This window comes from Sorangium sp. So ce327 (genome assembly GCF_051530205.1).
GTDB classification, from domain to species: domain Bacteria; phylum Myxococcota_A; class Polyangia; order Polyangiales; family Polyangiaceae; genus Sorangium; species Sorangium cellulosum_B.
In genome coordinates, this window is sequence record NZ_CP150330.1 from 8,461,599 (window position 1) to 8,487,955 (window position 26,357).

At 71.8% G+C, this 26,357-nt stretch carries 21 protein-coding genes; 14 read left to right on the forward strand and 7 right to left on the reverse strand.

Annotated elements, in window-relative coordinates:
• Window positions 1-117 precede the first annotated feature (117 nt).
• The 6 genes from WME95_RS31505 to WME95_RS31530 all read left to right on the forward strand — a co-directional run bounded on the left by WME95_RS31505 (window position 118) and on the right by WME95_RS31530 (window position 8,854).
• Complete coding sequence (locus WME95_RS31505; RefSeq protein WP_437903042.1) at window positions 118-1,785, forward strand: hypothetical protein; 1,668 nt, start codon at window positions 118-120, stop codon at window positions 1,783-1,785.
• Window positions 1,786-1,925: 140 nt separating this feature from the next.
• Window positions 1,926-2,690, forward strand: coding sequence for a hypothetical protein (locus tag WME95_RS31510; protein ID WP_437903043.1), 765 nt, complete (start codon window positions 1,926-1,928; stop codon window positions 2,688-2,690).
• A gap of 89 nt (window positions 2,691-2,779) precedes the next feature.
• Window positions 2,780-4,429 carry a hypothetical protein gene (locus WME95_RS31515; protein WP_437903044.1) on the forward strand — a complete coding sequence of 550 codons (1,650 nt, stop codon included), beginning with the start codon at window positions 2,780-2,782 and terminating at the stop codon, window positions 4,427-4,429.
• Between the two features lie 74 nt (window positions 4,430-4,503).
• On the forward strand, window positions 4,504-5,118 hold the full coding sequence (locus WME95_RS31520) for a TetR/AcrR family transcriptional regulator (RefSeq protein WP_437903045.1): 615 nt from the start codon (window positions 4,504-4,506) through the stop codon (window positions 5,116-5,118).
• On the forward strand, window positions 5,112-6,845 hold the full coding sequence (locus WME95_RS31525; protein ID WP_437903046.1) for an ABC transporter ATP-binding protein: 1,734 nt from the start codon (window positions 5,112-5,114) through the stop codon (window positions 6,843-6,845). Before WME95_RS31520 ends, WME95_RS31525 begins: the two co-directional genes overlap by 7 nt.
• The gene (locus WME95_RS31530; RefSeq protein ID WP_437903047.1) at window positions 6,842-8,854 is read left to right on the forward strand and encodes an ABC transporter ATP-binding protein; all 2,013 of its coding nucleotides are present in this window, start codon (window positions 6,842-6,844) and stop codon (window positions 8,852-8,854) included. The genes WME95_RS31525 and WME95_RS31530 overlap by 4 nt, the downstream gene beginning before the upstream one ends.
• On the opposite strand, the gene WME95_RS31535 is transcribed toward WME95_RS31530, so the two are convergent.
• The gene (locus WME95_RS31535; RefSeq protein WP_437903048.1) at window positions 8,844-9,251 is read right to left on the reverse strand and encodes a RidA family protein; all 408 of its coding nucleotides are present in this window, start codon (window positions 9,249-9,251) and stop codon (window positions 8,844-8,846) included. The two genes, WME95_RS31530 and WME95_RS31535, sit on opposite strands and share 11 nt — an antisense overlap.
• A 134-nt stretch (window positions 9,252-9,385) precedes the next feature.
• On the opposite strand from WME95_RS31535, the gene WME95_RS31540 reads away from it, so the two are divergent.
• A complete protein-coding gene (locus WME95_RS31540; RefSeq protein ID WP_437903049.1) occupies window positions 9,386-10,327 on the forward strand; it encodes a LysR family transcriptional regulator in 942 nt (313 codons plus the stop codon).
• A gap of 33 nt (window positions 10,328-10,360) precedes the next feature.
• Here WME95_RS31540 and WME95_RS31545 read toward each other — a convergent pair whose 3' ends face one another.
• The 4 genes from WME95_RS31545 to WME95_RS31560 form a co-directional block, all read right to left on the reverse strand.
• Window positions 10,361-11,530, reverse strand: a complete 1,170-nt coding sequence (locus WME95_RS31545; protein WP_437903051.1) for a pyridoxal phosphate-dependent aminotransferase — start codon at window positions 11,528-11,530, stop codon at window positions 10,361-10,363.
• 179 nt (window positions 11,531-11,709) lie between these two features.
• A complete protein-coding gene (locus WME95_RS31550) occupies window positions 11,710-13,764 on the reverse strand; it encodes a sodium-translocating pyrophosphatase (protein WP_437542551.1) in 2,055 nt (684 codons plus the stop codon).
• A 300-nt stretch (window positions 13,765-14,064) separates the two neighbouring features.
• Window positions 14,065-14,487 carry a DUF1810 domain-containing protein gene (locus tag WME95_RS31555; RefSeq protein ID WP_437903052.1) on the reverse strand — a complete coding sequence of 141 codons (423 nt, stop codon included), beginning with the start codon at window positions 14,485-14,487 and terminating at the stop codon, window positions 14,065-14,067.
• A gap of 143 nt (window positions 14,488-14,630) precedes the next feature.
• Complete coding sequence (locus WME95_RS31560) at window positions 14,631-15,311, reverse strand: hypothetical protein (RefSeq protein WP_437903053.1); 681 nt, start codon at window positions 15,309-15,311, stop codon at window positions 14,631-14,633.
• A 480-nt stretch (window positions 15,312-15,791) separates the two neighbouring features.
• Here WME95_RS31560 and WME95_RS31565 point away from each other — a divergent pair, with 480 nt between their 5' ends.
• Both WME95_RS31565 and WME95_RS31570 read left to right on the forward strand, forming a co-directional pair.
• Window positions 15,792-16,901 (forward strand): hypothetical protein, encoded by a 1,110-nt coding sequence (locus WME95_RS31565; RefSeq protein ID WP_437903054.1) that lies wholly within the window; start codon window positions 15,792-15,794, stop codon window positions 16,899-16,901.
• 659 nt (window positions 16,902-17,560) lie between these two features.
• Window positions 17,561-18,871: a hypothetical protein gene (locus WME95_RS31570; RefSeq protein WP_437903055.1), complete on the forward strand. Its 1,311-nt coding sequence runs from the start codon at window positions 17,561-17,563 to the stop codon at window positions 18,869-18,871.
• Window positions 18,872-18,937: 66 nt separating this feature from the next.
• Here the strand turns inward: WME95_RS31570 and WME95_RS31575 are convergent, their stop codons facing one another.
• Window positions 18,938-20,440 carry a DUF5050 domain-containing protein gene (locus tag WME95_RS31575; RefSeq protein ID WP_437903057.1) on the reverse strand — a complete coding sequence of 501 codons (1,503 nt, stop codon included), beginning with the start codon at window positions 20,438-20,440 and terminating at the stop codon, window positions 18,938-18,940.
• 450 nt (window positions 20,441-20,890) lie between these two features.
• Between WME95_RS31575 and WME95_RS31580 the strand changes: the two genes are divergently transcribed.
• From WME95_RS31580 to WME95_RS31590, 3 genes are all read left to right on the forward strand, one after another.
• The gene (locus tag WME95_RS31580; RefSeq protein ID WP_437903059.1) at window positions 20,891-21,043 is read left to right on the forward strand and encodes a hypothetical protein; all 153 of its coding nucleotides are present in this window, start codon (window positions 20,891-20,893) and stop codon (window positions 21,041-21,043) included.
• Between the two features lie 90 nt (window positions 21,044-21,133).
• Complete coding sequence (locus tag WME95_RS31585; RefSeq protein WP_437903060.1) at window positions 21,134-21,991, forward strand: hypothetical protein; 858 nt, start codon at window positions 21,134-21,136, stop codon at window positions 21,989-21,991.
• A gap of 46 nt (window positions 21,992-22,037) precedes the next feature.
• Window positions 22,038-22,784 carry a hypothetical protein gene (locus WME95_RS31590; RefSeq protein WP_437903061.1) on the forward strand — a complete coding sequence of 249 codons (747 nt, stop codon included), beginning with the start codon at window positions 22,038-22,040 and terminating at the stop codon, window positions 22,782-22,784.
• 95 nt (window positions 22,785-22,879) lie between these two features.
• Here WME95_RS31590 and WME95_RS31595 read toward each other — a convergent pair whose 3' ends face one another.
• Window positions 22,880-23,989 (reverse strand): hypothetical protein, encoded by a 1,110-nt coding sequence (locus WME95_RS31595; RefSeq protein ID WP_437903062.1) that lies wholly within the window; start codon window positions 23,987-23,989, stop codon window positions 22,880-22,882.
• A gap of 124 nt (window positions 23,990-24,113) precedes the next feature.
• Between WME95_RS31595 and WME95_RS31600 the strand changes: the two genes are divergently transcribed.
• Both WME95_RS31600 and WME95_RS31605 read left to right on the forward strand, forming a co-directional pair.
• On the forward strand, window positions 24,114-24,299 hold the full coding sequence (locus WME95_RS31600) for a hypothetical protein (RefSeq protein WP_437903063.1): 186 nt from the start codon (window positions 24,114-24,116) through the stop codon (window positions 24,297-24,299).
• 260 nt (window positions 24,300-24,559) lie between these two features.
• The gene (locus tag WME95_RS31605) at window positions 24,560-26,275 is read left to right on the forward strand and encodes an AMP-binding protein (RefSeq protein WP_437903064.1); all 1,716 of its coding nucleotides are present in this window, start codon (window positions 24,560-24,562) and stop codon (window positions 26,273-26,275) included.
• Window positions 26,276-26,357: the final 82 nt, after the last annotated feature.

A 26,357-nucleotide genomic window follows, 5' to 3' on the forward strand; every position in this document is an offset into this window, starting at 1 on the left:
ACGCGCCGGAACCCTCTCGACTCCTGGAGCGACGCTCGCCATGAAGTCGATGGTGGCGAGCGAGGCGAGAGCTCTCGCTGGCGGCCGCGGCGGCGCCGCGCCACCAGGAGACGGGAGATGAAGCGCGATCTCAGGAGCACTCGACCCATGTTCTGCGCCGGGCTGCTCGTCACCGCGGCCGCGGGGGGCTGCAACGCGATCATCGGGCTCGAGGTCGGCGAGCTCGACGCCTCTGCGGGCGGCGCGGGCGCGACCGCTTCGAGCGTGTCGGCCGGCGGCGGGGGCGCCTCCGCTTCGAGCGTGGCGGCCGGCGGCGGGGGCGCCGCCGCTTCGAGCGTGTCGGCCGGCGGCGCAGGAGGCGAGGGCGGCGCTGGCGAGGGCGGCGCCGGCGGCGGGAACGAGGCGCTCTGCAGCTCCGCCCGCGAGGGAGCCGTCCGGCCGCCGTCGGGAGAGTGGGGCACGCTGTCCGGCCTGGCGGTCGTCGGCCTCGCGGCGCGAGACGGCGAGGTGACGGCCCTGGTCAAGGAGAGCCGGGTGCTCGCCAGCGAGCCCACCAAGCCCAGAACGGGGTTCTCGGTCGCGAGGTGGAGCCCGTCCGGGGTCCGCGAGAGCGCGTACGGGATGACGACCGGCGACATGCTCGGCAGCATCTCGGCCGAGCACCTGGCCGTCGTCTCGGACCTCGCTTATGTGGCCGGCTGGTCGGAAGCTCCCCTCACCTTGCTCGCGTCGGGCGGCAGCGGCAGGTGCACCGCCAGCGCGGGCGCGGACACCGGCCTCAAGCCGAGCTTCCTGCTGGCGCTCGACCAGCTGGGCAAGTGCAGGTGGGCCTGGAGCGTGGACGCCGAGTCCAACGCCTACCCGCTCGGGCTCGCGGCGACGACCGACCGGGTCGCCTTCGCCGTCTCGCGATCACGGGCGAAGAGCGCGACCACCGACGAGTGCGTCCTCGGGGCCGCCGACCAGCGCGGGGTCACGGATCTCGTGACCTTCAACGCGGGCGGCAAGTGCCGGTGGAGCCGCGCGCTCGGATCCTCCGCGGCCGTGCACGTCGCGGAGGTCGTCGCCGCGCCGCAGGCCGGCGAGGTGCTCGTCGTCGGCGACTACGATGCGCCGGACGGGCCGCTCGACATCCAGGGGAGAACGCTCCCCCGCGCGCCGGATCGCGATCTGTTCGTGGCGCGCTTCCGGCTCGACGACGGCGCCCTGACGGGCCTCATCCCGCTCACCGCCGCTGGGAGCCAGGCGGCGGCGCGGCACGGGTCCGCGCTGCTCCCGGGCGGCGACATCGTGGTCGCCGGGACCTACACAGGGCCGTCCTTCAGCTTCGAGGACGATTGTCCGCTCCTGCCTCCCACGGGAGACACGGAGAACTCGTTCGTCGCGCGCGTCTCGAAGGAGGGAGTGGTCTGGAGCCGCGGCTTCGGCGACGAGAAGCGAGATCAGATGGTCGTCAGCCTGGCGGTGGACGGAACAGGCGCGATCTACATGGCAGGGACGCTCGAGGGCGAGATCGCCCTGGGGAACGGCGAGACCCTCACGGCCGGGACGGACGAATTGCAGAGCTTTCTGATCGTGCTCAATCCCAGCGGCAACGTCCTCTCGGCGACCGCGTTCGCGGGCACAGGCACCGTGGGCGTGTGGGCGGTCGCGCCGGGCGCGACGATCGGCGATCCTTTCACCATCGGCGGTGAGCTGACGGAGACGTTCTCTCTCGTCCCCAGCGACCATCCCAGCGCGGCGCCGGGCGAAGGGTTCATCGCCCGCGTGAAGGGGTTGCCGTGAGGGCCGCGCGCGGACGCCAGCGCACCACGCGAGCAGTCCATGACATTTCCGCACGACGACACGCAGCCTGCGACCGGACCGCAGCGGCGCGCATTCCAGCCCGGGTTGACGAAGGGGGGACTGGCAGCTTCCATGAGAGGATGCGCTCGCTTCACCGCCTCTTCTGTCTCTGCCTGGTCCTGCCTGCCGGGCTCAACTGTGGATTCCCCGACGCCACCTTCACGGAGCGCTCCAGCACGGGCGTGGGCGGCGCGAGCGGCGCCGCGGAGTCGGCGAGCTCCGCCGCCGCGTCCTCGGGCGCGGCGGGCCCCGGCGGCGGCGCGGAGGCCTCCAGCGCCGGCGGGAACGGCGACGGCGCGACGGGCTCCAGCGGCGGTGCACCGGGCGCCGGCGGCGGCTCCGCGGGCTCCGGCGGCGGCTCGGCGACCTCCAGCGCGAGCGCCGGCCCGGCGACCTCCGGCGCCGGCGGCGGCTCGACGACCTCCAGTGCGGCGACCTCCGGCGCCGGCGGCGGCTCGACGACCTCCAGCACGAGCGCTGGCCCGGCGACCTCGAGCTCCGGCGGTGGCACCGTCGACTGCGACGCCGACGAGGACGGCTATCTGTCGATCGCGTGCGAGGGCGGCGACGATTGCAACGACGACAACCCCTCGGTCCACCCCAACCAGCCCAGCACCTTCTATGACACGCCGATCCCTCCGGGACGCAGCTTCGATTACGACTGCAGCGGCAAGGAGGAGACGGAGTTCGAATCGGTCAAATGCACTGGCCTGCTCGTCTGTGCCGCGACGAGCGGCGTGTTTCTGAGCGACGTCCCGTGTGGAAGCCGGGGCCCGTTCGGCTCCTGCGACCTCACCTGCAAGTCGACCATCACCTTTCCCAATTACATGAGGGAATGCCATTGAGCCCGCGCTGCCCCGGTGGCGCCATCGAGGATGCCACGCGACGGAGAGCCGCCCCGATGAGACCCGAACCGCGTGCCGTCCGATCCGTCGTGTCCTGCGCCTTCCTGCTCGCCGCCGCGGCGGGGGGCTGCAACGCGCTCATCGGGCTGGAGGTCGGCGAGCTGGATTCGTCGCAGTCCGGCGCGGGCGCGGGCGCGGCCTCGGCCTCCTCCTCGGGAGGCCCTGGCACCGGAGGCTCGGGCGCCGGTGGTGAGGGCACCGGTGGTGCAGGGGGCGGCGGAGGCAGCGGCGGCGACGGCGGCGGTGGAGGCAGCGGCGGCGATGGCGGCGGCGGGGGCAGCGGCGGCGATGGCGGCGGCGGGGGCAGCGGCGGCGGGGGTCCGCTGTGCAGCGACGCCGAGGGGACCGTCGTCGAGCCGTCGGCCAGCTGGGGAGCGACGCTCGGCTTCGACGTCGGCGACCTCGCGGCGTCGGACGGCGCGCTGACGGCGGTCATCACGGAGGTCCTCGACAGCGGGGCGTTCCGCTTCTCGGTCGCGAAGTGGACCTCCGGCGGGGCAAACGACTCCCGGTACGGGCTGTCGGCGAACGATGTCTGGGGCTTGCACCTGGCTGCGGGCGACGGCGCGACCTACGTGGCCGGGGAGGCCGCGGGGGCGACCAACCTCCCCGGCGGGCTCCTCGACGCGTGCCGCGTCGGCCCTGCGCTGGTCGCCACCAGCTACACGACGAGCTTCGTCGCGGCGCTCGACGCGAACGGCCGTTGCGGGTGGGCGTGGAGCGTCGACGCGCAGCACAACACCACGGCGCGCGCCATGGCGGCGAGCTCCGAGGCGGTCGTCTTCGCCGTCGACGTGACGGACGCCGGCCGGAGCTTCGGCCCGTGCGAGCTGAAGAGCGTCCCGGCAGAGTCGGCGCTGCTCGCCGCGCTCTACCCGGCGGACGGCGCGTGCAAGTGGCAACACCGCCTCGGGCCGCGGGCGGCCGTGACCGTCAAGGCGCTCCCCGTCAACCCGAAGGCGGGCGGCAACCTCGTGACCGTCGTGGGCGACTACGAGTCGATCGGCGGAGCGGTCACGTTCGGTGGGCAGACCCCCTTCGCCTCGGAGCAGCGCGACGTCTTCGTCGCGCGCTACACGGCGATCGACGGCGCTCTGGTGGACTTGACCACGCTGAACCTCGAGGGAGATCAGCAGGTGGCGCAGCACGGCGCCGCGCTGCTCCCGGGCGGTGACGTCGTGATCGCCGGCTCGTACCGCGGGGTCGTCGACTTCGGCGGCGGCTGCCCCGCGCTGCCCGACGCGGGGGACACGGAGAGCTTCTTCGTCGCGCGCGTCTCTAGGAAGGGCGTCGTGTGGAGCCGCGGGTTCGGCGACGACAAGGAGAGCCAGGTCGCGGCGGGCGTGGCGGTGGACGGCGCTGGCGCGATCTACGTCACCGGGGAGTTCACGGGCACGATCCCGCTGGGGAGCGCCGGGAGCCTCACGACGTCCCAGAAGCGGGCGGGGTTTCTGATGCGGCTCGACGCGCAGGGCAACCTGATCTCCGCAACCAAGGTCGAAGGCGCCGGCACCGTCGCCCTCCGCGTCGTCGCGGTGGACGGGGCGCTGGGCGGGCCCGTCTACGTCGCCGGCGCCGTGACGGGCGCGCTCCGCCTCGACGGCCTCGCCGCGCCGCTCGGGAGCGAGAGTGATAACGAGTCCCGCGGGTTCATCGCGAGGCTCTCCGGCGCGCGCTGATCCGGGGGCCTTCAGATCGAATGAGTGAGCGCTCACTCTTGACGAGTGAGCGCTCACTCCGGTACAGGGGGCGCATGGCACCACCTAGCCGGCGAGCTCCTCCCCTGCGTCCGGAGGAGCGTCGCGCGAGCATCATCGCGGCGACGATCCCGCTGCTGCGCCTGTACGGCCGCGACGTGACGACGGCGCAGATCGCGATGGCCGCCGGCACCGCGGAAGGGACGCTGTTCCGCGTGTTCCCCGACAAGGAGTCGCTGATCCAGGCCGCGATCGCGACCCTGTTCGATCCGGCGCCGACGCTGCGAGAGCTGGAGCGCATCGATCTCGCGGCGCCGCTGCGCGAGCGCTTGATCCAGGCGGTCGAGGTCCTGCAGCGCCGCGTCGAGGGCATCTGGCAGCTCATCTCGATGCTCGGCATGTCGATGCCGCCCCCCGTGCGCCCCGGGTCCGAGTGCGCCCAGGCGCCGCGCCACGATGAGCAGGTTCACGCGCAGCTCGAGCGCCTGTTCGAGGCGTCGCGCGACGAGCTGCGCTGCGATCCGGCGTATGCGGCGCGCCTCGTCCGCATGATGACGTTCGCGGGCACCCACCCGCGGATCACCGACGGCATGCCCCTGACCGCCGCGGAGGTCGTGGAGGTCCTGCTCGACGGGATCCGCCGCCGCTCCGAGGAGGAGGAGCCTTGCTGAGGCAGCTGTTGCGCCGTTTCCTGCGCCCACAGGCGCGCTTGCTCGCGCTCGTCGTCGCGCTCCAGCTCGTGGCGACGCTCGCTTCGCTGTACCTGCCGAGCCTGAACGCCGACATCATCGATCAGGGCATCGCGCTCGGTGACACGCCGCGGATCCTGGAGCTCGGCGCGATCATGCTCGCGATCACCGGCGTCCAGATCGTGTGTTCGGTCGCCGCGAACTACGCCGGCGCGCGCGTCGCGATGAGCTTCGGTCGCGACCTGCGCGCGGCGGTGTTCCACCGCGTCGGCGAGTTCTCCGCGCGCGAGCTGTCGCGGTTCGGAGCGCCGTCGCTCATCACGCGCACGACCAACGACGTCCAGCAGGTGCAGACGGTGGTGATGATGGGCTGTACGATGCTCGTCATCTCGCCGATCATGTGCGTCGGCGGCATCGTGATGGCGCTGCGCGAGGACGGGTCGCTCGCCTGGCTTCTCGCGATCGCGGTGCCGCTGCTCGCGGGCGCCGTCGTCGCGATCATGTCGCGGATGGTGCCGCAGTTCCGTCGGATGCAGCCCCTCATCGACACCGTGAACCGCGTGCTGCGCGAGCAGATCACCGGCGTGCGCGTGATCCGCGCCTTCGTGCGCGAGCGCGCCGAGGCGGCGCGCTTCGAGCACGCGAACGGCGACCTCACCGAGACCGCGCTGCGCATCGGGCGCCTGCAAGCGCTGATGTTCCCGACCGTGATGTTCGTCTTCAACGCTTCGAGCGTCGCCGTCCTGTGGTTCGGCGCGCACCAGATCGCGGACGGCACGCTCGCGATCGGCTCGATGACGGCGTTCCTCGCCTACCTGGTGCAGATCCTGATGGCCGTGATGATGGTGACGTTCGTGGCCGTCATGCTGCCGCGCGCGGCCGCGTGCTCGGAGCGCATCGTCGAGGTGCTGGACACCGAGCCGTCCGTGCGCGCTCCCGACCAGCCCGTGACGCTCGTCGAGCCGACCGGCATCGTCGAGCTGCGAGACGTCGAGTACCGCTACCCGGGCGCCGAGCTGCCCGTCCTGCGCGGCATCTCGTTCGTGGCGCGCCCCGGGCAGGTCACCGCGATCATCGGCAGCACCGGCTCGGGCAAGACCACGCTGCTCGACCTGATCGCGCGGCTCATCGATCCGACGAGGGGCGAGGTCCGGCTCGACGGCGTCGACGCGCGCATGCTCGCCCTCGACGCGGTGTGGTCGTGCATCGGCCTCGTGCCGCAGCGAGCGTTCCTGTTCTCCGGCACGGTGGCCTCGAACCTGCGCTACGGCGACCCCGCGGCGACCGACGAGCAGCTCTGGGCGGCGCTCGCCGCCGCGCAAGCGCGCGACTTCGTCGAGGCGATGCCGCGGAAGCTGGACACGCCGATCGGGCAGGGCGGCACGAACGTCTCCGGCGGCCAGCGCCAGCGGCTGTCGATCGCCCGCGCCCTGCTGCGCCGGCCGCGCGTGTTCCTGTTCGACGACGCCTTCTCCGCGCTCGACGTCGCGACCGAGGCCCGTCTGCGGGCCGCGCTCGCCGAGCGCACGCGCGCCGCGACGGTGATCGTCGTCGCGCAGCGCGTGTCGAGCATCGTCGACGCGGACCAGATCCTCGTGCTCGACGACGGCGAGATCGTCGGCCAGGGCAAGCACGGCGAGCTGCTCGCGTCGTGCCCGACGTACGCCGAGATCGTGGCCTCGCAGCGCGACGCGGCGGTGGCCGCATGAGCCCGCGTCACGCTGGTCCCCCGCCCGCCGCCTCCGCGGGGGCGCGCTCCCCGATCCTGCCGCGCGGCCCCTTCGGCATGGGCGCCGCGCCGCCGCAGAAGGCGAAGCAGTTCGCCCCCTCCGCGCGGCGCCTCCTCCGCCGCCTCGCCCCCGAGCGCGCGCGCCTCGCGGTCGTGCTCGCTTGCTCGCTGCTCAGCGTGGGGCTCGGCCTGGCCGGTCCGAAGCTGCTCGGCCGCGCGACGGACATCATCTTCTCCGGCGTGATGGGCGCTCGCCTCCCGGCGGCCGCCACGAAGGCCGAGGCCGTCGCGGAGCTCCAGCGCTCCGGCCAGGCGCGGCTCGCCGAGCTCGTGGGCCACATGGACGTCGTTCCCGGCCGCGGCATCCAGCTCCGCGAGCTCGCCGAGCTGCTCCTGCTCGTGATGGCGCTCTACGCCGGCGCGTCGCTGTTCGCCTGGCTGCAGGGCTACCTGCTCAACGACGTCGTGCAGAACACCGTGCGGCAGCTCCGCGCCGAGGCGCAGGACAAGCTCGCCCGCTTGCCGCTCGCCTACTTCGACGGCCGCCCGCACGGCGAGCTCTTGAGCCGCGTCACGAACGACGTCGACAACGTCGCGCAGGGCCTGCAGCAGACGATGACGCAGATCATGAACGGCGCGCTGACGCTCCTCGGCATCGTCGTCATGCTCGTCGTGATCTCGCCGGTGCTCGCCGTGATCACGCTCTTCACCGTGCCGCTCTCGGTGCTCACGACCGCGGCGGTCGCGAAGCGCGCGCAGGCGAAATTCGCAGCGCAGTGGGCGCAGGTCGGCGTGCTCAACGGCCAGATCGAGGAGGCGTTCACCGGGCACGCGCTCGTCAACGTGCTCGGGCGGCGCCGCGACGTCGAGGCGCGCTTCCAGTCCACGAACCAGGAGCTGTTCGAGACCAGCTTCCGCGCGCAGTTCATGTCCAGCATCATCATGCCGGCGGTCAATTTCGTCGGGAACCTGACCTACGTCGCGATCGCCGTCATCGGCGGCCTTCGCGTCGCGTCGGGCGCGATGCTGCTCGGCAGCGTGCAAGCGTTCATCCAGTACTCGCGCCAGTTCTCTCAGCAGCTCGGCCAGCTCGCGTCCGTCACGAGCGTCCTGCAATCGGGCGTTGCCTCCGCAGAGCGGGTGTTCGAGCTGCTCGACGAACAGGGCCAGTCCCCCGACGCCACCCCGCCCGCGGCCCTGCCGAAGGTGAGCGGCGAGGTCCGGTTCGAGCACGTCACGTTCCGCTACAAGCCCGACGAGCCCCTCATCGAGGACCTCGACCTCACGATCCTGCCAGGCCAGACGGTCGCGATCGTCGGCCCGACCGGCGCCGGCAAGACAACGCTCGTGAACCTATTGATGCGGTTTTACGAGCTCGACGGCGGTCGGATCCTGATCGACGGCGTCGACATCGCGCGCTTGCCGCGCCACGAGCTGCGCGCGAAGCTCGGTATCGTGCTGCAGGATACATGGCTGTTCTCGGGTACGATCCGCGACAACATCGCGTTCGGCAACGCGGCCGCGACCGAGGCCGACATCCAGGAGGCCGCGCGCGCGGCGCACGTCGACCGCTTCGTGCGCGCGCTGCCCGCGGGTTACGACACGGTGATCAACGAGGACTCGGGCAACCTGAGCGCCGGTGAGAAGCAGCTCATCACGATCGCCCGGGCGTTCCTCGCGAACCCGGCGATCCTGATCCTCGACGAGGCGACCTCCTCGGTCGACACCCGGACCGAGGTGCTCGTCCAGCGCGCGATGGCGGCCTTGCGGGCCCAGCGCACGAGCTTCGTCATCGCGCATCGCCTCTCGACGATCCGCGACGCCGACATGCTCCTCGTGATGAACGCGGGCCGCATCGTCGAGCGCGGCACACACGCGGAGCTGCTCGCCGCAGGCGGCGCCTACCACGCGTTGTACCAGACCCAGCTCGCCGGCAACGGGGGGAGCGGCGTGAAGCTCGAGGGCTACTCTGCTGCCCTCAGTCGATGACCGCGGTGGCCTCGACCTCGACCAGGTGCTCGGGGTCGGAGAGCGCGCTGACGCCCAGCAGCGTCCCTGGCGGGACCGGGGTGACTCCCAGCTTCGCGGCTGCCCGACCGATCCCCTCCAGCAGCAGGGGCATCTTGTCGGGAGTCCAGTCGACAGCGTAGATGGTCAGCTTCGCAACGTCGTTGAAGGAGCCGCCGACCCCGGCCAGGGCGGTGGCGACGTTGAGGTAACACTGCTCGACCTGAGCGGCGAAGTCGCCCCTGCCGATCGTCCTTCCATCGGCATCCCAGGCGACCTGACCTGCGACGAACACGAGCTTCGACCCGGTGGCGATCGACACCTGTCGATACGCCTCGATCTTCGGCAACCCGCGGGGGTTCACCAGGGTGATGGCCATGCTACCTCCTCCGTCCTCTCTCTGCGCGCAGGGCGGCATGCCCGGCCGCGCGCTGGTTAGATGCGCCCTCCCCGCCGCGACCGGTAGACGCACGGCGCGAAACGAGCCGATGAGCGCTGCTATACAATCGCGCCATGAACCGCGCGACGGACCGCTTCGAGGGTCTGACCGTCTTCCTCACCGTGGCGAGGCACCGGAGCTTCCGCGCCGCCGCCGCGGAGCTCGGCGTGACCACGGGCGCCGTGAGCCAGGCGATCCGCGCCCTCGAGCGCCGCGTCGGCCTCCCGCTCCTCTCGCGCACCACGCGCCGCGTGGGGCTCACCGAGGCCGGCGAGCGGCTGCACGAGCGCCTCGCGCCCGCGGCCGGTGAGATCAGCGCCGCGCTCGAGGCGCTCGACGAGCTCCGCGGCCAGCCCGCGGGGCTGCTCCGCCTCACCGTCGCCCGGACGGCCGTGCCCTTCGTGATCGAGCCGGTGCTCCCGCGCTTCCGCCGCGCTTACCCCGACGTGGCCGTCGAGATCTCGGTGGACGACGCCCTGGTCGATCTCGCCGGGACCGGCTTCGACGCCGGCGTGCGGCTCGGCGAGGACCTCGCCCAGGACATGACCGCCGTGCGCCTGACCCCTGATCTCCGCTGGCTCGTCGTCGGCGCGCCGGCGTACTTCGCGGCGCACGGCCGCCCGGAGGAGCCCGAGGATCTGCTCGCCCACACGTGCATCCGGTACCGATTCCAGAGCGCCGCGCTCTATCGCTGGGAGTTCGTGCGCGATCACCGCGAGATCACCGTGCAGGCCCCCGGCACGCTCACGGTGAACGACGCCGATCTGGCGGTGTCCCTCGCGCGCGATGGGCTCGGGCTCGCGTACATGTTCGATCTGGCCGTCGCCGAGGATCTGGCGAGCGGGGCACTCTCTACGGCGCTCGAGCGCTATGCGCCGACGGGCCCCGGGTTCTTCCTCTACTTCCCCGCCCGCGCGCAGGCGCAGGCGAAGCTGCGCGCGTTCATCGACACGGCGCTCGCCGTGCTCATGCCAGAGGGCCGGCGGAAGCCGAAGGAGACGCGCGCCGCCTCGTGAGCTCCCCGGGCGCCTCCAGCGCCCACCCTCCGGTCACCGCGCGCGCTGGCGCTGCCAGGCGACGATCCGCGTGACCGCCTCGTCGACCTGCTCGACCGGGGCCGCGAAGGACAGCCGGACGTACCGCGCGCCGCCGACGCCGTCGAAGTCCGTGCCCGGCGTGAGCGCCACGCCCGTGTCGGCGAGCAGCCGCTCGCACCACGCGACCGAGTCGTCCGTGCCGACGTCGGCATACAGGTAGAAGGCGCCGTCGGGCGGGGCGACCTTCCAGCCGAGCTCGGGCAGCCGCCGCAGCAGCAGGTCGCGCGCGGCCGCGTAGCCCTCCACCAGCCGGTCCGCCTCGGCGTACGCCTCCGGGGTCAGGGCCGCGAGCGCCGCGTGCTGCGCCAGGGCGGGCGGGCAGAGCGCGAGGTTCCCCGCCAGCGCGTCGACCGTCGGGACGAGCTCCGGCGGCAGCACCAGCCACCCGAGGCGCCAGCCCGTCATGGCCCAGTACTTCGAGAAGCTCGACACGACGACGGCGCCCGCGTCGACGTGGCGCGCCGCCGTCGCCTGGCGCCCGGCCCACGGGCCGTACGTGAGGCCGTGATAGATCTCGTCGCTCACCAGCCGGACGCCGTGCTCCGCGCACCAGCGCGCCATCGCGTCGAGCTCCGCGGCGTCGACCATCGTGCCCGTCGGGTTCGCCGGGCTCGCCAGGATCACGCCGTCGAGCTTTGCACCGTCGCACGCGGCCATGAGCTGCGACGTTGTCAGCTGGAAGCGGCTCTCCGGGCCGCACGACAGCTCGACCACCTCGACCCCGAGGGAGCGAAGGATGTTCCGGTACGCCGGGTAGCCCGGGCGAGCGAGCGCCACGCGGTCACCCGCCTCGAACGCCGCGAGGAACGCGAGCAGGAACCCGCCCGACGACCCCGTGGTGAGGGCGACGCGCGACGGGTCGAGGTCCACGCCGTACCAGCGGCCGTAGTGCTCCGCGAGCGCGCGGCGCAGCGCCGGGATGCCGAGCGCCTCGGTGTACCCGAGGTCGCCCGCCGCGAGGAGCGCCGCCGCCCGCGCGCGCACGGCGGCGGGCGCCCCTGAGCCCGGCTGGCCCGCGCACAGGCTGATGACCGGCTCCCCCGCCGCGCGCCGCGCGTTGGCGGCGGCGAGCACCTCCATGACCGCGAACGGCGGCACCTGCGAGCGGCGGCTGATCCTCACCCGGCCATCCTTCTCCCCCGCCGAAGACAGGCCATTTACAGCACGAAAGCTCCGCTGTCAGCAGAGGAAATCCGATGGCTGGAGCAGGACGAGCGCCGTGCGTGAAGCCACAAAAGCGAGAACGCGGCCGGTGAGGGCCGCGTTCTCTCTCTCGTTGCTCGCCGCGACGGCGCGTCCGCTCAGGCGATGAGCGGGGCGATGAGGAGCGACACGACGCCCATCACCTTGATGAGGATCGAGATGCCGGGGCCCGACGTGTCCTTGAAGGGATCGCCGACGGTGTCGCCGACGACGGCGGCCTTGTGGGCGTCGGAGCCCTTCGCGTGGCCGTCGAGGCCGCCCTTCTCGATGTGCTTCTTGGCGTTGTCCCAGGCGCCGCCGCCGTTCGCCATCATCAGCGAGAGCACCGCGCCGACGACGAGCGCGCCGGCCAGCGTACCCGCGAGGACCTCGGGGCCGGCCACGAAGCCGACGACGACCGGCGCGAGCACCGCGATGGCGCCGGGCGCGATCATCTCGCGGATGGCGGCCGACGTGGCGATGTCGACGATGACCTTCGGCTGCGGCTCGGCGCCCGGCTTGCCCTCGAGCAGGCCGGGGATCTCGCGGAACTGACGGCGGATCTCCTCGACGATCGCGCCGGCCGCGCGGCCGACGGCGGTCATCGTGAGCGCGCCGACGAGGCACGGGAGGAGCGCGCCGAAGAGCAGCCCCATGAGGACCTTGGCGTCGGTCAGGTACAGCACGAGCTCCGGGAGGCCCTTCGCGCGGCGGACCGCGTCGACCTCCATGTTGAAGGCGGCGAACAGCGCGACGACGGTGAGCACCGCCGAGCCGATCGCGAAGCCCTTGCCGACGGCCGCGGTGGTGTTGCCGACCGCGTCGAGCTCGTCGGTGATCGCGCGGACCTCCTTGCCGAGGCCGGCCATCTCGGAGATGCCGCCGCCGTTGTCGGCGATCGGGCCGTACGCGTCGACGGTCATGACGATCGCGGTGCCGGCGAGCATGCCGACCGCGGCGAGCGCGATGCCGTAGAGGCCGAGGTAGTGGTTCGAGATCCAGCCCACGGCGACGAGGGTCATGAGGGGGATCGCGACGCTCTCGAGGCCGACCGCGATGCCGCGGATGACGTTGGTGCCGGGGCCGGTGAGCGAGCTCTGGGCCACCTTGTGGATGGGGCCCATCGACGTGTAGTAGTCGGTCACGAGGCCGACGATGGCGCCGCCCGCGGCGCCGGCCGCGAGGGTGATGACGGTGCCGGAGCTGAAGCCGAGCCCCGGGAGGATGCCGGCCGCCGCGAGCACGACGAGGAACGGCGGGACGATGAGCGCGAGGCGCAGCACCCGGGCCGGCGGCAGGTTCTTGAGCGCGCGGGTGATGAAGATGCCGACGACCGAGACCGCGAGGCCGATCGTCGCGAGGAGCAGCGGCAGCGACACCGCCATCGCGCGGAGCTCCTGCTCGCTCACCGACGGCGCGAGCTGCTGCAGCTTGGCGATCGGCAGCGTGAGGCCGAGCGCGATCGCGGCGACGACCGCGGCCACGTAGCTCTCGTAGATGTCGGCGCCCATGCCCGCGATGTCGCCGACGTTGTCGCCCACGTTGTCGGCGATGACGCCCGGGTTGCGCGGGTCGTCCTCGGGGATGTTCGCCTCGACCTTGCCGACGATGTCGGCGCCGACGTCGGCGGCCTTCGTGTAGATGCCGCCGCCGATGCGGGCGAAGAGCGCGATCGAGCTCGCGCCGACGGCGAACGAGTGGACGATCGTCGCGAGGTGCTCGTGGCTGCGGAACAGGGCGTAGATGCCGCCCAGGCCGATGAGGCCGAGCCCCGCGACGCAGAGGCCCATGACGGCGCCGCCGTCGAGCGCGGTGACGAGCGCGGTGGGCTTGCCGTGCGCGCGCGCGGCCTCGGCCGTGCGAACGTTGGCGTACGTCGCGGCCTTCATGCCGAAGAAGCCGGCGATGAGCGACAGGAACGCGCCGGCGGCGAAGGCGCCCGCGGACAGGAGCCCGAGCGTCGCGGCCAGGAGCGCAAAGACGGCGGCGGCGTAGACGGCGAGCACCTTGTACTCGCGCGCGAGGAAGGCCATCGCCCCCTCGCGGACGTAGCGCGCGATGCGCGCCATCGTCTCGTTGCCTTCAGGGGCCTTCTTGACACGCACGTAGAAAGAGCGTGCGACCATGAGCGCGACGGCGCCCGTTAAGAGCGACTGGTACGACAATGCATCCACGGGTGATGGTCCTCTCGCCCGCCCCCGGCCGGAGCGAGCGCCGGCTCACTCGTCCGTCCACGACGGCGGATCAAGTGGGAAATTGCGTTGCCTCGGTTCAGGCTGCCGCCCAGGGCGAAATCTTGAGCTGGCGCCAGGGATGTGGCGTCCGCAACGTCGGTCGTGCTGGTCCCCGCGCGAGCCGACAGCGACCGTGACATCGGAATGTTCCAGACAAGGACGGCGCACGCGACGCGAACGAGCGCGTCGGCGATCCACCCACGGGGGGCGATCCAGCGGCGCGTCCGGCGGCGGCCAGCGCTACTCGAGCAGCGCGAGCGTCCGCGGATCGGGCTCGCCGCCGCAGTACTTGTCGAGCGCCGCGAGGAACGCCCCCCCGCCGGGGGCCGCGCGGGAGAACAGGGTCATCGACGAGCAAAACTTCATGTCATCGGGGCTATCGAAGATGTCGTAAAGCGAGCGCCCCTCGATCTGGTTCACGAGGCGAGTGCACTCCAGCAGTCTCGGACCGAGCGTCGGGTGCTGCAGATACGCCTCGGCTTCGGCCTTCGAAGCGATGCCGAACCTCTGCGCCATGGCGCTGTGGCCCAGGCCCTTCAGCTGCGGAAAGATGAACCACATCCAGTGGCTGCTCTTCTCTCCTCGGCGCAGCTCGGCCAGGACGCGGGCATAGACCGGAGCCTGCGCGTCCACGAATCGTTTCAGGTCGTACGGATCGGGCATGGGCGCTCCTCGACCGCCAGAGTAGCATTCGATCCGTCGCCGGCCCTCCAGCTGCGATGAGGATCCGAGCGAATTCAAGGCGCTTCGCGCGAACAGATGATCGCTGCTCGCGCCAGCCCGCCCGGATGGAGCGATGGGCAGGGCTACAGGCCCGTGTGCGTCCCCGTGATCCAGACGGTCGCGTGGGAGCCGTCGGGCTGCGTGGCCCAGGTGCGGACGCGGTACTTGCTCGTGGCGACCTGCTGCGCGGTCCCGTAGTTCTCGTGGAAGTAGACGAACGCCGGCGTCGAGCAGTGCCCGCGCCCGGTCAGCGGGTTGTCCCAGAGCCACGTGCCCGCCTGCTCCTTGTACGTGAGCTGCACGAACTGGCTTGTCGCGGCGTCCCAGCGCTGCACGCGCGTGGCCATCTTGGTGTTCGCGCAGTCGCTCATCGCCTGCGACGCGTCGCTCCACGAGGTGGACGAGGAGCCCCAGAAGGTAGGCTGCACGTCGAAGCGGTATGTCTCCGGGGTCTGGTGCTGGTAATAGCCGGGCACGGGGAAATCCACGATCGTCGTCGCTCGATCCTGCCCGATGTCCGGACAGATGCCGTCGATCCACTGGTAGGCGCGGACGTAGGTCTCGGTTGCTCCGACCGCGGTGAGCTGCGGGCTGGTGAAGTTCGGGTCGGTCCCCATGGCGCAGGGGTCAGGGTTTCCCCCGAGCGCCTCTGCGCTCTCCGCGGTGTCTTCCTCGTCGAAGCTGCCGCCGTCCGCCGCCACGCAGCCCGTGACCATCGAGAAGGTGATGAGACCGAGACCGAGATGATACGCAGCAATCTTCATGGTGTGACTCCCCTTGGTATGCCGGCCTCTCAGGCCGCGTCCACGCCCGCCCCCGCACCCGCCCCCGCCCCCAGCCAGAGAGCAGGGAGCGTGCCTGCGACGATCCCCTGAGCGCTCCTGTGCCTTCAATGCTCTCGCAGCGCAGGATCGCGACTCAGGTCGTAGGGCAGACCGCCGCTCGACCCGGCGATGGAGGCGGCAGCCTCCTCCATCGGCAGGGCGATGGAGGCTCGCGCCTCCACCTCGGCCCGCGAGCTGCTTGAAGCCCGCGAGCCGAAGCCGCCCGCCGGAGCTCGCGACGCGGCCGTCGTCGGATTCACCTGACGCGCAAATTTCGAGTGCAAAGCGACGAAGCGTGGCCCGCGGGCTGGCCGCTTGCGTAGACGGCGGACGCGACGATGCTCACTCCTTGAATCGCGGCCAGCGCTCGACGATCGGTGGTGCATGCGGAACACGGAGCACCTGGGTATCCTTTGTGTCATGGCGCTTGAACGGAGGGCGGCGCGGCTCGTGGCAGCGGGCGCCACGATGCTCGCCATGGGCTGCAGCGGGAAGTGGACGGCGCAGGAGAGCGGCGCAGCAATGGCCGGCGGCGCGGGCGGGAGCGAGGGCACGGCGCAGGGCGGCGATCCGGGGAGCGCGGAGGCCTGCGCGGCCGGGGAGGCGCGCTGCAACGCGAGCGGCCTGCGCGAGACGTGCACGAGCGACGGCGCCTGGAGCGTCTCGGATTTCGTGTGCGCGCGAAACGTCGCGGTCGACGACGAGGTCGGCAGTACCTGTGTGACGAAGGCCGACGGCAGCTATCGTTGCTGGGGCGACGATCCGGGCGGCGCGCTGCCCGCCGAGCGCTACCGGCGTGTCCAGCTCGCGCGACAGGGGCTGATCGGGCTCACCGAGGACGGTCGGCTGCTCGCGGCGGGCACGGTCCTGCCAGACGGGCTGCCACCTGCCTCCACCTTTCGAGCGACGAACATGTGGGACTACACGGGCGTGTGCCCGCTGTTCGTGGACGGGTCGTTCGCGGTGGTGCTCGATGGCACGTCGTTCAACCGCCCTCTGCCCCCGGACGAGGATGCGGTGAGAAGGATGGAGGGCTCGTTCACGCAAGCGTTCTGCGTCTTCGAGGGGCTCGCCGTCGGCGTGCGCTCCGACGGCAGCCTGTGGCAGTCCCACGGCACGGAGACACCCCCCGGTGAGTTCACCGAGGTGGCGTTCAGCAACCGCATCTTCTGCGCGCTCACGAAGGCCGGCGGCATCCGGTGCTTCGAGCCGAACTTCGCTTGCAGCCGCACCGGCATCGTTGACTGCGCCGGGCCGGAGTATCCCGAGTTCTCGGGCGGACCGTACCGTTCCATCACCGCCACCGACGGAGCGGTGTGCGCGATCGACGCCGAGGGGGCCCTCACGTGCAGGCGCTATGATGGCGCCGACATGCCGATCGACGCCGGGCGCTTCACGTTCATCGAAGGCGGGAACAGCGTCCTTTGCGGCGTGCGCACCGACGGCTCGGCCGCCTGTTTCCGCCACGGCGGCTGGAGCCTTGATGAGGTCGGTCAGTTCGTGCCCGCGGCGCTCGACCCCGGCTGGTGAGCGCCGGGGTCGCGATCGTGCCAGCGAAGCGCAGGCACGGCGGCGGCATCACGACATGAGCGCCGTCGAGCGCGGCCGTGGCCCTTCGCGGACCGCGGCGGGCGGATTTTCATCCACCTACGTCTGCAGCCGCTCAGGGCCCGTGGCGCCTCTCCCTGGACCGGCGTGCGTTCAGGTCGACAGCGGACTCGCAATGCCAGGCGATCATGGAGTTGAAATGATCGAGATGATGGCAACATCGATCGCTCCACGGGAGACCATGGCCTGCACGCCCCATGGCTCGCAGGTCGTCATGGTCGAGCAGAGAGCGCGCATTTCGAGGCGCGCTGGAGGAGCTCATGCCTCACGTCTCGACGATTCTCAGGAACAGCAGGATGCATGCCGCCGTGGTGATGACATCCGCCATGGTCAGTTGCGCCGCGCCCCCTGAAAGCAAGCAGGGGAGCCCCGAGCCCGACGGCGCAGCGGCGTCCGCGAGCGCGCTCCGGGCGAATGACAGGCACCCACGGCGGGGTCACGGCCACGGTCACGGCGCAGCGAGCTGCAATGATCACAACCCATGCACCCTGGACGCACGCGTCAGGTGGGCATGCGTCCATGCGCCCGCGCCGTATGGACCGCCGCCGTCGCGGGGGCGAAATCGCTGCGGCGAGGGCGAGGTGTGCGACGGACACGGCGCCTGCGTGGAGCCGGGCGCGCCGCTCTGGAGCGTGAGCTTTCCTGGCGAAGCGTCGTTCGCGAGCATCAACGCCGATGGGGCCGGCAATGTCCTCCTCACTGGCCAGCTCAACGGTACGGCCGATCTCGGCGGGGGCCCGCTCACGAGCGCGGGGCAGCGCGACGTGCTGATCGCGAAGCTCGATCCGGACGGCGGGCTCGCCTGGGCGAGGCGCTACGGCGGCCCCGGCGACGAGTTCGGCGCGAAGATCGCCGCGCTCTCCGACGGGAGCCTTGTGAACGCGGGAGGCTACGTCGACTCGCTGGATGTCGGCTGGGGGCCGATCCCCAGCGCCGGGCTGAGCGACATCTACGTCATGAGGACGGACCCGGCAGGGGAGCCCGCGTGGGTCCGCCATTTCGGCGATCCGGCCTATCAAGACGTCTATGGCCTGTCGGTCGACGGCGAGGACAACGTGGTCGTCCTCGGCTCGTTCGAGGGGACGGTCGACTTCGGCGCGGGGCCGGTGAGCAGCGCGGGCGCGCAGGACATCTTCCTGTTCAAGCTGGACCCGGCGGGCAACACCCTCTGGAGCAAGGGCGTCGGGAGCGAGTTTAGCGACGGGTCGGTCGCCCTCACGACGGACCCGATCGGCAACGTGCTCTTCGCGGGATCGGTGGGGACCGGCGCGGATCTGGGCGATGGACCGCTCCCGGGCCCTCGACTCTTCGTCGCGAAGCTGGATTCCGCGGGCAACCATGTCTGGAGCAGGGCGTTCGGAGACACGTCCGGCTTCATCCAGGACGTCGAGGCGGACCCCGCGGGCAACGTGGTTTTGGTCGGACAGACGGGCACCACCATCGACCTGGGGACGGGGCCGATCATCAACCAGGGCTACGATGCCGCGTTCCTCGCGAAGCTCGACCCGGCCGGGAACACCGTCTGGAGCAGGGGCTTCAGCGCGCCGGGGAGCAGGGTGGTCATCACCTCGACCGACGTCGACAGCCAGGCGAACGTGGTGGCGTCCGGGGTGCTCGTCGCCGACGTCTCGGCGACGCTCGACTTCGATGGGATCCCCTTCCCGTCAGGGCACAACCCGTCCAGCTACAGCGCGCGCACCTTCCTGGTGAAGTTCGACGCCGGCGGGCACGTGCTGTGGGTCGAGGGGTTCGACACGGAGCGCCCCTTCGGCATCGTCGTCGATCCGCGCGATCGCGTGCTGGCCACAGGGACCTTCACCGGCACCCTCGACCTCGGCTCCGGGCCGCTGACGGGAGACGAGGACACCTTCGTCGCGGCGTTCGGCCCCTGACCCACGACGACCAGGAGGGCGAGCCAGGCAGGCGCGCCCTCGCGGTCACCGCCGGGATACGGGGGTTCAAGGAGCGTGGTAGGACGCGACTTGCCCCTGGTAGCGGTAGTCACCGGCGTTGGACCAGAACACGCCCTGCCCCTCCGGGGCGATGACACGCCAGGGGACGGGCTGTTCGAACGCCAGCAGGACGGTCCTGTTGCTCTCGAGATCGTGCGCGTTGACGCTGCGGTTCCCGCGCATGTCCGTCGAGAACAGCGTCGAGCCCCGGAGGGCCAGCCCCGCCATCGAGTCCCCCTTATAGATCAATGTCTTCTGTCCTCCGGCGATGGGTGCCTTGAACACGCCGCCGTCGCCGGCGTTGGCCCAGTAGACGAACTCCGCGTCCACCGCGATCCCGGCCGGCTCGGCCTCGTTGTCGGCGATGACGGTCACCTGCCCGCCCGCCTTCGCCACCTTGTAGACCTTGTGGGTCGCCGCGCCGCCGGTCCAGTAGAGGTTCTGCGCGTCCTGCGCGAGGTACGCGGGCCTCCCGGCGCCGGACGCGAGGACGACCGGCTCGCCGCCGCCGAGCGGCATCGTGTAGATGTTCTCTCCATCGCCGTCGCCGAAGTAGACGGCCGACGCGTCGCCGATGACGCTCACGACATAGCCGATCTGGGCCAGCGTCTCCACCTCCAGGGTCGCCTTGTCGACGCGCCGGAGCGCCGAGGGGATCACCGGGTCATCATCACCGCCGCTCGCCCAGTACACGTGCGAGTCGTTGACCCACAGCGCCTTGGGATCGGGATCGGCGGGGATCATCGCCTCTGCCTCGGCGGTGCCCAGCCTCACGCGGTAGATGAAACCGTCGTTGTTGTCCCCGGTCGCGACATCCTCGGTGCCGCCGCTCGCGAAGTAGAGGAAGGACGCGTCGGCGGCCAGCGCGCTCGGGTAGCGGTGCAGGCTCGCCATCGGGGTCGCGAGGATCATGCCTGGATAGATCCTCGAGAGGCGGTCGGTCTCCGTGACGACGTTGCTCCTCGAGACGTCGTGCCGCGCGAGCGGCGCGAAATCGTCCGAGCCCTCCTGTGCGGTGAAGCCATAGGCGCCGAGGACCGCGCTTTCGCCCAGCTCCGCCCTGAGCTCGACGGTGATCGGGAGCGTGAGCGTGATCGGCCTCTCGAATGTCAGGCCCTCCGGGCCAAGGACGTACATGGGCCCCACCGCGCCCTCGGGGGCCTCGTCGATGCGCTCGATGGTGATCACCGTGTTCTCGCTCACCGCGCCCGGCGGCACCTCGATGGTGAAGCCGTCGTCCGCTGTGAAGGTCCCGCCCTGCGCGTCCACGGAGAACTGCTCGCCGGCCCCTGGCTGCGCGCCGGTCCCTGACGTGGCGCCGCCGCCGGTATCGCCGCCGCTCGCATCGCCGCTGCCCGTAGTGCCGCTGCCCGTACCGCCGCCGCCTGTAGCGCCGCTGCCGGTATCGCCGCCGCCCGTGGCGCGATTGCCCTTGTCCGTCCCTCCGCACGACGCGCTGCTCAGCGCGGCAGCCGCGCACGCCAACACCACGAATGAGATCCTTGTCATCGTTTCGCTCCTCCGCTGGCGGTCGTCGCCGCCATGTCCTGGAAGGCCATGGTTCTGCCGAGCTCGCCATGGAGGCGGGCGCGACATCACCCTTGATCAGACAACAGCGTAGCGCCCGATGGGGCGGTGGCGAGCTGAGCCAGAGCAGGTGAGAGACATACAGTCTTTACCTGTCAGGGTTATCCCAGGCGTCCACTCTCCATGCCCCTTACGCATCGTGGTTGTCCCAGGGGTCCACTCGCTACGGTCCTTACCTGTCAGGGTTGTCCCAGGTGCACGGCTCGACCGCGCGTCGCCGGCGGCTCATGAGTCGTGGCGGCGGGGCGACGGCGCCGCGCGGGCGCGCAGACAACGCTCGGCGAGGGCGGGTATCGCGCTGGTGAGCGAGGGGCGCGCGGGCGCCGTCGGCGCCCGGGGAGCGGCAGCCCAGCATGCCCCGAGGGTCGGGGCATGGCGGGCTTCGCGACGACGAGCGCCTCCTCCGGCGTGCAGCGCATGGCCGAGGGGTGGCCCATCGTGCGGCCGGAGCGGGCGACCGGCTCGCCAGCGTCGGGGGTCGGGGCTCCCGGCGCGGCGCCCGCCCGCACTGTGCGGGCGGATTGAGTTCGTGAACAGTCTGCGTATCCTGGCCTCGCTGCACCGAAGCCACCCGCAGTTCCTTGGAGTCGTCGCGCGAGCGCGACGGGAGCCAGCATGCCGATAGGGCAAACGAAAGGGAGTACCGTACCGCTGCGCCGCGACGCAGCGCCGCGCGTTCGCGGCGTGCAGGCCGCCGCGGTGCTCGCGGCGCTGCTCGGGCTCGCCGCGCCGGCGGCCGCGCAGGCGCAGGCCGCGCCGCCGAAACCGGCGCGCGGCGACGGGGCGAGGGCCGCCGCGCCAGGCACGGCGCCCGCGGCAGCGGGTGCCCCGATCGCTCCGGCGGCCGGCCCTGTCGCTCCGGCGCCCGCCCCGATCGCTCCGGCGCCCGCCCCTGTCGCTCCGGCGCCCGCTCCGATCGCTCCGGCGCCCGCCGCTGTCGCTCCGGCGCCCGCCCCGATCGCTCCGGCGGCCGGCGCGCTGGTGCCCATCCCGCAGGGTTACTACCTGCCGGTGCCGCCGCTCCCGCCGTGGGCCAACCCACGGACCATCGAGTACGAAGAGGGGGACCCGATCCCGCGCGGCTACGCGCTCCGGACCAGGGCGGACCGCAAGCTCGCCACGGCGGGGCTGCTCACGTTCGGGATCCCGTACGCGCTCACGTTCACGGTCGCAGGCATCGCGTCGTTCGACGACGACGATTTCGACAAATTCGGGCCGCTGCTCATCCCGTTCGCCGGCCCGATGATCGCGATCGGGACCCTGGAAGCGGAGGGCGCGGGCATCTTCTGGCTCACGATGGACGCCGTGACCCAGGTGGGAGGGCTCATCCTGTACGCCGCCGGTCTGGCGAACGAGGACCTGTACCTCGAGCGCCAGTTCACGGTGAGCTCACGCGACCCTGGGCACGCTGCGTTCCGCTGGCCCGAGGTCTCGATCGGCGGGTCCTCCGCCAGCCTCCGATGGAGATTCTGAGCTGGTGCCCCTGCGCCGACAGCCCTCACCCCGAAGGGAGACGCACGTGACCGCGATCCGCACCGCCCTCTCGATGGCCGCGCTGTTTGGCCCGCTCGCGCTCGCAGCGCCGGCCACGGCGGAGAGCGACGCCCCCCCGTCCGCGCAGAGCGCGGCGCCGTCTGGCTACGCGCAGTCCCCTGCCGGCGCGCCGCCCGGCTATGCGCCGCCCGGCTATGCGCCGCCCGGCTATGCGCCGCCCGGCTACGCGCTGCCGCCTGGATACGCGGCGCCGCCTGGATACGCGGCGCCGCCTGACCACGTGCCGCCCGGCTACGTGCCGTATGCGCCGTCCGTCATCCTCGGCATGCCGCGAACGTTGACCTTCACGGAAGGCGGGATCCGGCCGGCGGGCTATCGCGTCGAGACGCAGATGAACCGCCGGCTGGTGGTCGCGGGGTCGATCGTCCTCGCCAGCGCGTGGGCGCTCTCGGCGCTGACGGCGGGGAGCATCCTCAGCGAGGGAGACAGCGACGCTGTCAGCTACTCGCCGATGCTCGTGCCCGTGGGCGGCCCGTTCATCACGCTCGGCACGGGCGAGGAGGTCGACGTCGACCGCGACGACGGCCGGCTCGCCGCCGCCCTCCTCCTCTTCGACGGGGCCACGCAGGTGACCGGCTTCGTGCTGCTCGTCGCGGGCCTCGTCGGCAACCAGCGGGTCTGGGTGCGCGACGACATCCCGCGCGAGGTGTCGGTCCAGGCCCCCGAGCTCACCGTCGGCCCGACGGGCGCGACCCTGCGCGTTGCTTTCTGAGGATCGAGCGCGTTTCGCTGGGCAAGACGCCTCTCCCGGGGGCATCTCAACCTGCGCTTCGTCCAGTACCCCGTCGCTCTTCGGGAGCCGATCGGTTACACGGAATGCTGGACCAGCTGCGAGACCGTGGTCACGAGGGGCGTCGGTCGGGAGCCGGGGGGCACGTTGCGATTGCCGACCTGAGCGATGATCGCCGCTCGCAGGGTGGAGTTCGCCATGACCATCGGGAAGGCCCGGTTCAGCGCCTTGATCCAGTTCCAGACCGCATGAGCATATTGAACGGCCGGGAGGGAGGGATGGAATTGCACATCGAGCAGCCCTTCCGCGGCCTGGGCGACCTCCTGCGTCGTGGCGGCCGGCGTGTGCCGGCCGCGAAGCTCATCTTCTGTCGCCAGCATGGTGGCCATCGCCAGGTCCTCCCTCTTCACGGTGGTGGTCTTGCCGCCCGTGCGCTTGTATGTGGCCCAGCGGCTGTGCTGGTTCGCCGAGACGTAGATGTTGAGGATCTCCGATATCAGCTGCTGCCATTTCTCGGGCGTCATGCGCAGAGCGAAGGTGTTCCAGTCGAAGTGGTCCAGCTTCTTGAGCTCGGCTTTGCACGCGCTCGTCTGATCCGGCGTGTTGACAAGCTCGTTGAAGAGCTCGCGGAGCTCCGTCACCACGTCGGACAGGAGCCACCCCTCGAACGCGTCGATCGAATAGGCGAGCAGCGTCCAGGCGACCGTGTGATCGCCCTGGTCCGGCTCGTACCGGGTCGGGCGCCGGCCTCGTGAGACCTGGACCCGGACCAGCTGGATCGCGCTCGCCAGGTAGGTCACCTCGGACTCCCTCTGGCGCTCGACGACGATCTGCTCGTCTTTCGTCTCGATACCGTAATAGGAACGGAGATTGCCGCTCCCGACCGGACGCACCACCACGTTGACCCCGTGGAGCTCCCGATCGCGCCCCTTGACTCGATAGATGGGTTCGTCCGGAATCGTGCTCAGAAAGCTGCTGGGAACATCCGGGATGCGCTCGACGGTCGGCCCCGTCGCCAGGTTCCACAGCCCCCGGGCGAGCCCTGCCACGCCGAGGGCGGTCACCAGGGGAGCCGCGGTCCAGAGCCCCACGCCCACGCCGACCGCGCCGAGGGCCGTCCACCCCCAGGGCTGCGCGACCTCGCCCGGCTCGCCCGCGAGCGGCGGAGAATCACTCGGCCGGGCCACCTGCGGGGGCCGCGACACGCCGACGCGCTGCGGCCGCGGCTTGCTCTGCGCGACCGTGGCCGGATGGGGAGGCCGCCCCTCCGCTGCCACTGTGGCCGGATGGGGCGGCAGTGGAGAGGCCCCCGTGGAGCCCGGCTTCGTCTGTGCCCCCGTGGCCGGGTGCGGCGGCGGCGCGCTGCTACGCCCCTCCGTCGCTGCGTGCGGCGCGCGCCTCTGCACCACCGTCGTCGGGTGCGGCGCGCGTCTCTGCGCCACCGTCGCCGCGTGCGGCTCTCGCCTCTGCACCACCGTCGCAGGGTGCGGCGGCTGAGCATGGATCCCCAGACCACGTTTGCCGCGCGTCCCGTCGCTCATCATCGCACTCCTGTCGTGACCGCTCGATCCTCCCTCCCCGCGCTCCGCAGACCAAATTTCCGGCGGATTCGCCTCGAACGGGCACCTGCGCGACCCGACGCGTCCAAGGCTGCAGACTGGAGCTCAACCCGCAGGCGACGCCCGGATGGCTCGGCGCCTGACGGACGCAGCGCACCGCTTGCCCGGTCCGCCGCGCATCGGATAGGCACGGCGACGATGCCCGCGCCGGACCTCGTCGCCCTGCTGCGCTCGCTCGACCTCGCGCGCGAGGACGAGACGCCCGATCTCACGGCGCTCTCCGCCACGTGGGAAGACCCGCCCGCGTTCCGCCGCGCGCTCCTCTCGCACTCGGCCCAGCGGACAGGCCCGCTCCGCAGCGTCGCCGGGGCCGCGTACGATCTGTATGCGGACGCGGTGCTGCGCCACGCCTCCTCGGACCGCCTCGCGTTCGTCGAGATCGCTCCCCGCGCGGATCCCGTGCGGCTCCGCTTCTCCGAGCTGCACGCGCGCGCCTCCGCGCTCGCCGCCGCGTGGTCCGGCCTCGGCGTGAAGCCCAAGGCCGCGATCGCGATCGTCATGCCCGCCGGCGCCGTGGGGGTCGTGGCGTTCGCGGCCGCGCTGTACCTCGGCGCGCGTGTGTCGTGGATCCTGCCTTGCGGAGACGTGGCCGTCGCACATGCCTTGAAGGCGCTCGCGCCGGAGCACGTGGTGGTAGACCCGCGCTCCCCGGCCCCTGTCGGCAAGCTCATCGAGAAGGCCTTGCCTGTCTCCGCGCCCGCGCGCCGCCCCACCGCCGATCCGGTTGCATACCCCCCGAAAAGCCCCTGCATCCGTGCGCTCTCGCCGCTGCGAGGGCCCTTCGGCAGGCCGGTGGATGTCGCCGCCGAGACGGCGCTCTGCGGCGCCCTCTCGGACGGGATGCTGGGTTATCGCCTCTCCCCGGGAGATCGCCTGTCGGCGCCTGGCTTCCACCACGAGCAGAGCTTCTTGCCCCTGCTCCTGTCCGCGTGGCTCTCGGGCGCGGCGTTCGTGCAGCTGCCCGAGGAGCACCTGCTCTCGACCCCCTCCGCCCTGAGCCTCGAACCGATCACCGTGCTCGGGCTCTCCCCGGCCTTCGCGTCGTCCCTCCGCGCCGCGCCGCGGCCGATGCCCTCGTCGCTCAAGGCGCTGTTCAGGAGCGTGTGCGAGCCGCTCGACTGGCTCGAGGTCCGCGACGCGCTGAAGAAGAACGACCTCGGCAAGGTGCCTGTCTTCAACGTGCTGATCGACACGGCCGCCGGCGGGACGGTGCTGTCCGGCGCGCGGCGGCCCGCGGGGGTGAGCGCGAAGGCCCTGCCGTCGCCCGGCGTCGCGTGGGATCTCGTCGACGCCGCGACGAAGAAGCCCACCCCCGGGGGAGCGGGGGTCTTCTTGCGGCGCGGGGACGACCTTGGCGAGGACGGCTATTTCCTGCTCGCGCGGACGGGGAACGAATACCTGTGGGGCGGGACGCTCGAGCCGCGGCGGTCGGCGCGGGCGTTCCCGGGAGAGGCGCTGTCGGGCGAGGTGAACGAGCTGCCGTTCGCGCAGGGGGCGGCGGTGGTGCCGCTCGCCGGCGCGGGCCCGCGCGGCGACACGCGGATCGCGCTCTGCGTGTTCACGGGAGGGCGGGCGGTGGAGCCGGGGTTCGCCGAGGCGATCGCGAAGCTGGTGAGGGAGCGGCTGGGGCCTGACTGGAGGCCCGATACGGTGGAGATCTTCTCGCTGTTCGGGCGCGGCAAAGGCGGCAAGACGGACGCGAGGTGGTGTTCGACGAACTACCTGGCGGGGCGGCTGCATGCGCGGGAGAGGGACGGCGCGATCCGGAGGCTCGGGGAGCTGCGGCGGGGGCTCTCGTCGATTCCAGCGGTGGTTCGCGCCGGTCCAACGGCGACAGAGCCATCGAAACCTTGAGCTTCAGGCCGCCTCGAAGCAGCACGGGATTCAGAGGTTCTACAGCGGTTTTCGCCCACCTCTGCTAAATGCAGAGCAGAGC

Bases quoted from the DNA above. Each gene is read 5' to 3' on its own strand.
- WME95_RS31505 (WP_437903042.1), top strand. From the start codon at position 118: ATGAAGCGCGATCTCAGGAGCACTCGACCCATGTTCTGCGCCGGGCTG.
- WME95_RS31510 (WP_437903043.1), top strand. From the start codon at position 1,926: ATGCGCTCGCTTCACCGCCTCTTCTGTCTCTGCCTGGTCCTGCCTGCC.
- WME95_RS31520 (WP_437903045.1), top strand. From the start codon at position 4,504: ATGGCACCACCTAGCCGGCGAGCTCCTCCCCTGCGTCCGGAGGAGCGT.
- WME95_RS31530 (WP_437903047.1), top strand. From the start codon at position 6,842: ATGAGCCCGCGTCACGCTGGTCCCCCGCCCGCCGCCTCCGCGGGGGCG.
- WME95_RS31535 (WP_437903048.1), bottom strand. From the start codon at position 9,251: ATGGCCATCACCCTGGTGAACCCCCGCGGGTTGCCGAAGATCGAGGCG.
- WME95_RS31540 (WP_437903049.1), top strand. From the start codon at position 9,386: ATGAACCGCGCGACGGACCGCTTCGAGGGTCTGACCGTCTTCCTCACC.
- WME95_RS31555 (WP_437903052.1), bottom strand. From the start codon at position 14,487: ATGCCCGATCCGTACGACCTGAAACGATTCGTGGACGCGCAGGCTCCG.
- WME95_RS31560 (WP_437903053.1), bottom strand. From the start codon at position 15,311: ATGAAGATTGCTGCGTATCATCTCGGTCTCGGTCTCATCACCTTCTCG.
- WME95_RS31565 (WP_437903054.1), top strand. From the start codon at position 15,792: ATGGCGCTTGAACGGAGGGCGGCGCGGCTCGTGGCAGCGGGCGCCACG.
- WME95_RS31575 (WP_437903057.1), bottom strand. From the start codon at position 20,440: ATGACAAGGATCTCATTCGTGGTGTTGGCGTGCGCGGCTGCCGCGCTG.
- WME95_RS31580 (WP_437903059.1), top strand. From the start codon at position 20,891: ATGGCGGGCTTCGCGACGACGAGCGCCTCCTCCGGCGTGCAGCGCATG.
- WME95_RS31585 (WP_437903060.1), top strand. From the start codon at position 21,134: ATGCCGATAGGGCAAACGAAAGGGAGTACCGTACCGCTGCGCCGCGAC.
- WME95_RS31605 (WP_437903064.1), top strand. From the start codon at position 24,560: ATGCCCGCGCCGGACCTCGTCGCCCTGCTGCGCTCGCTCGACCTCGCG.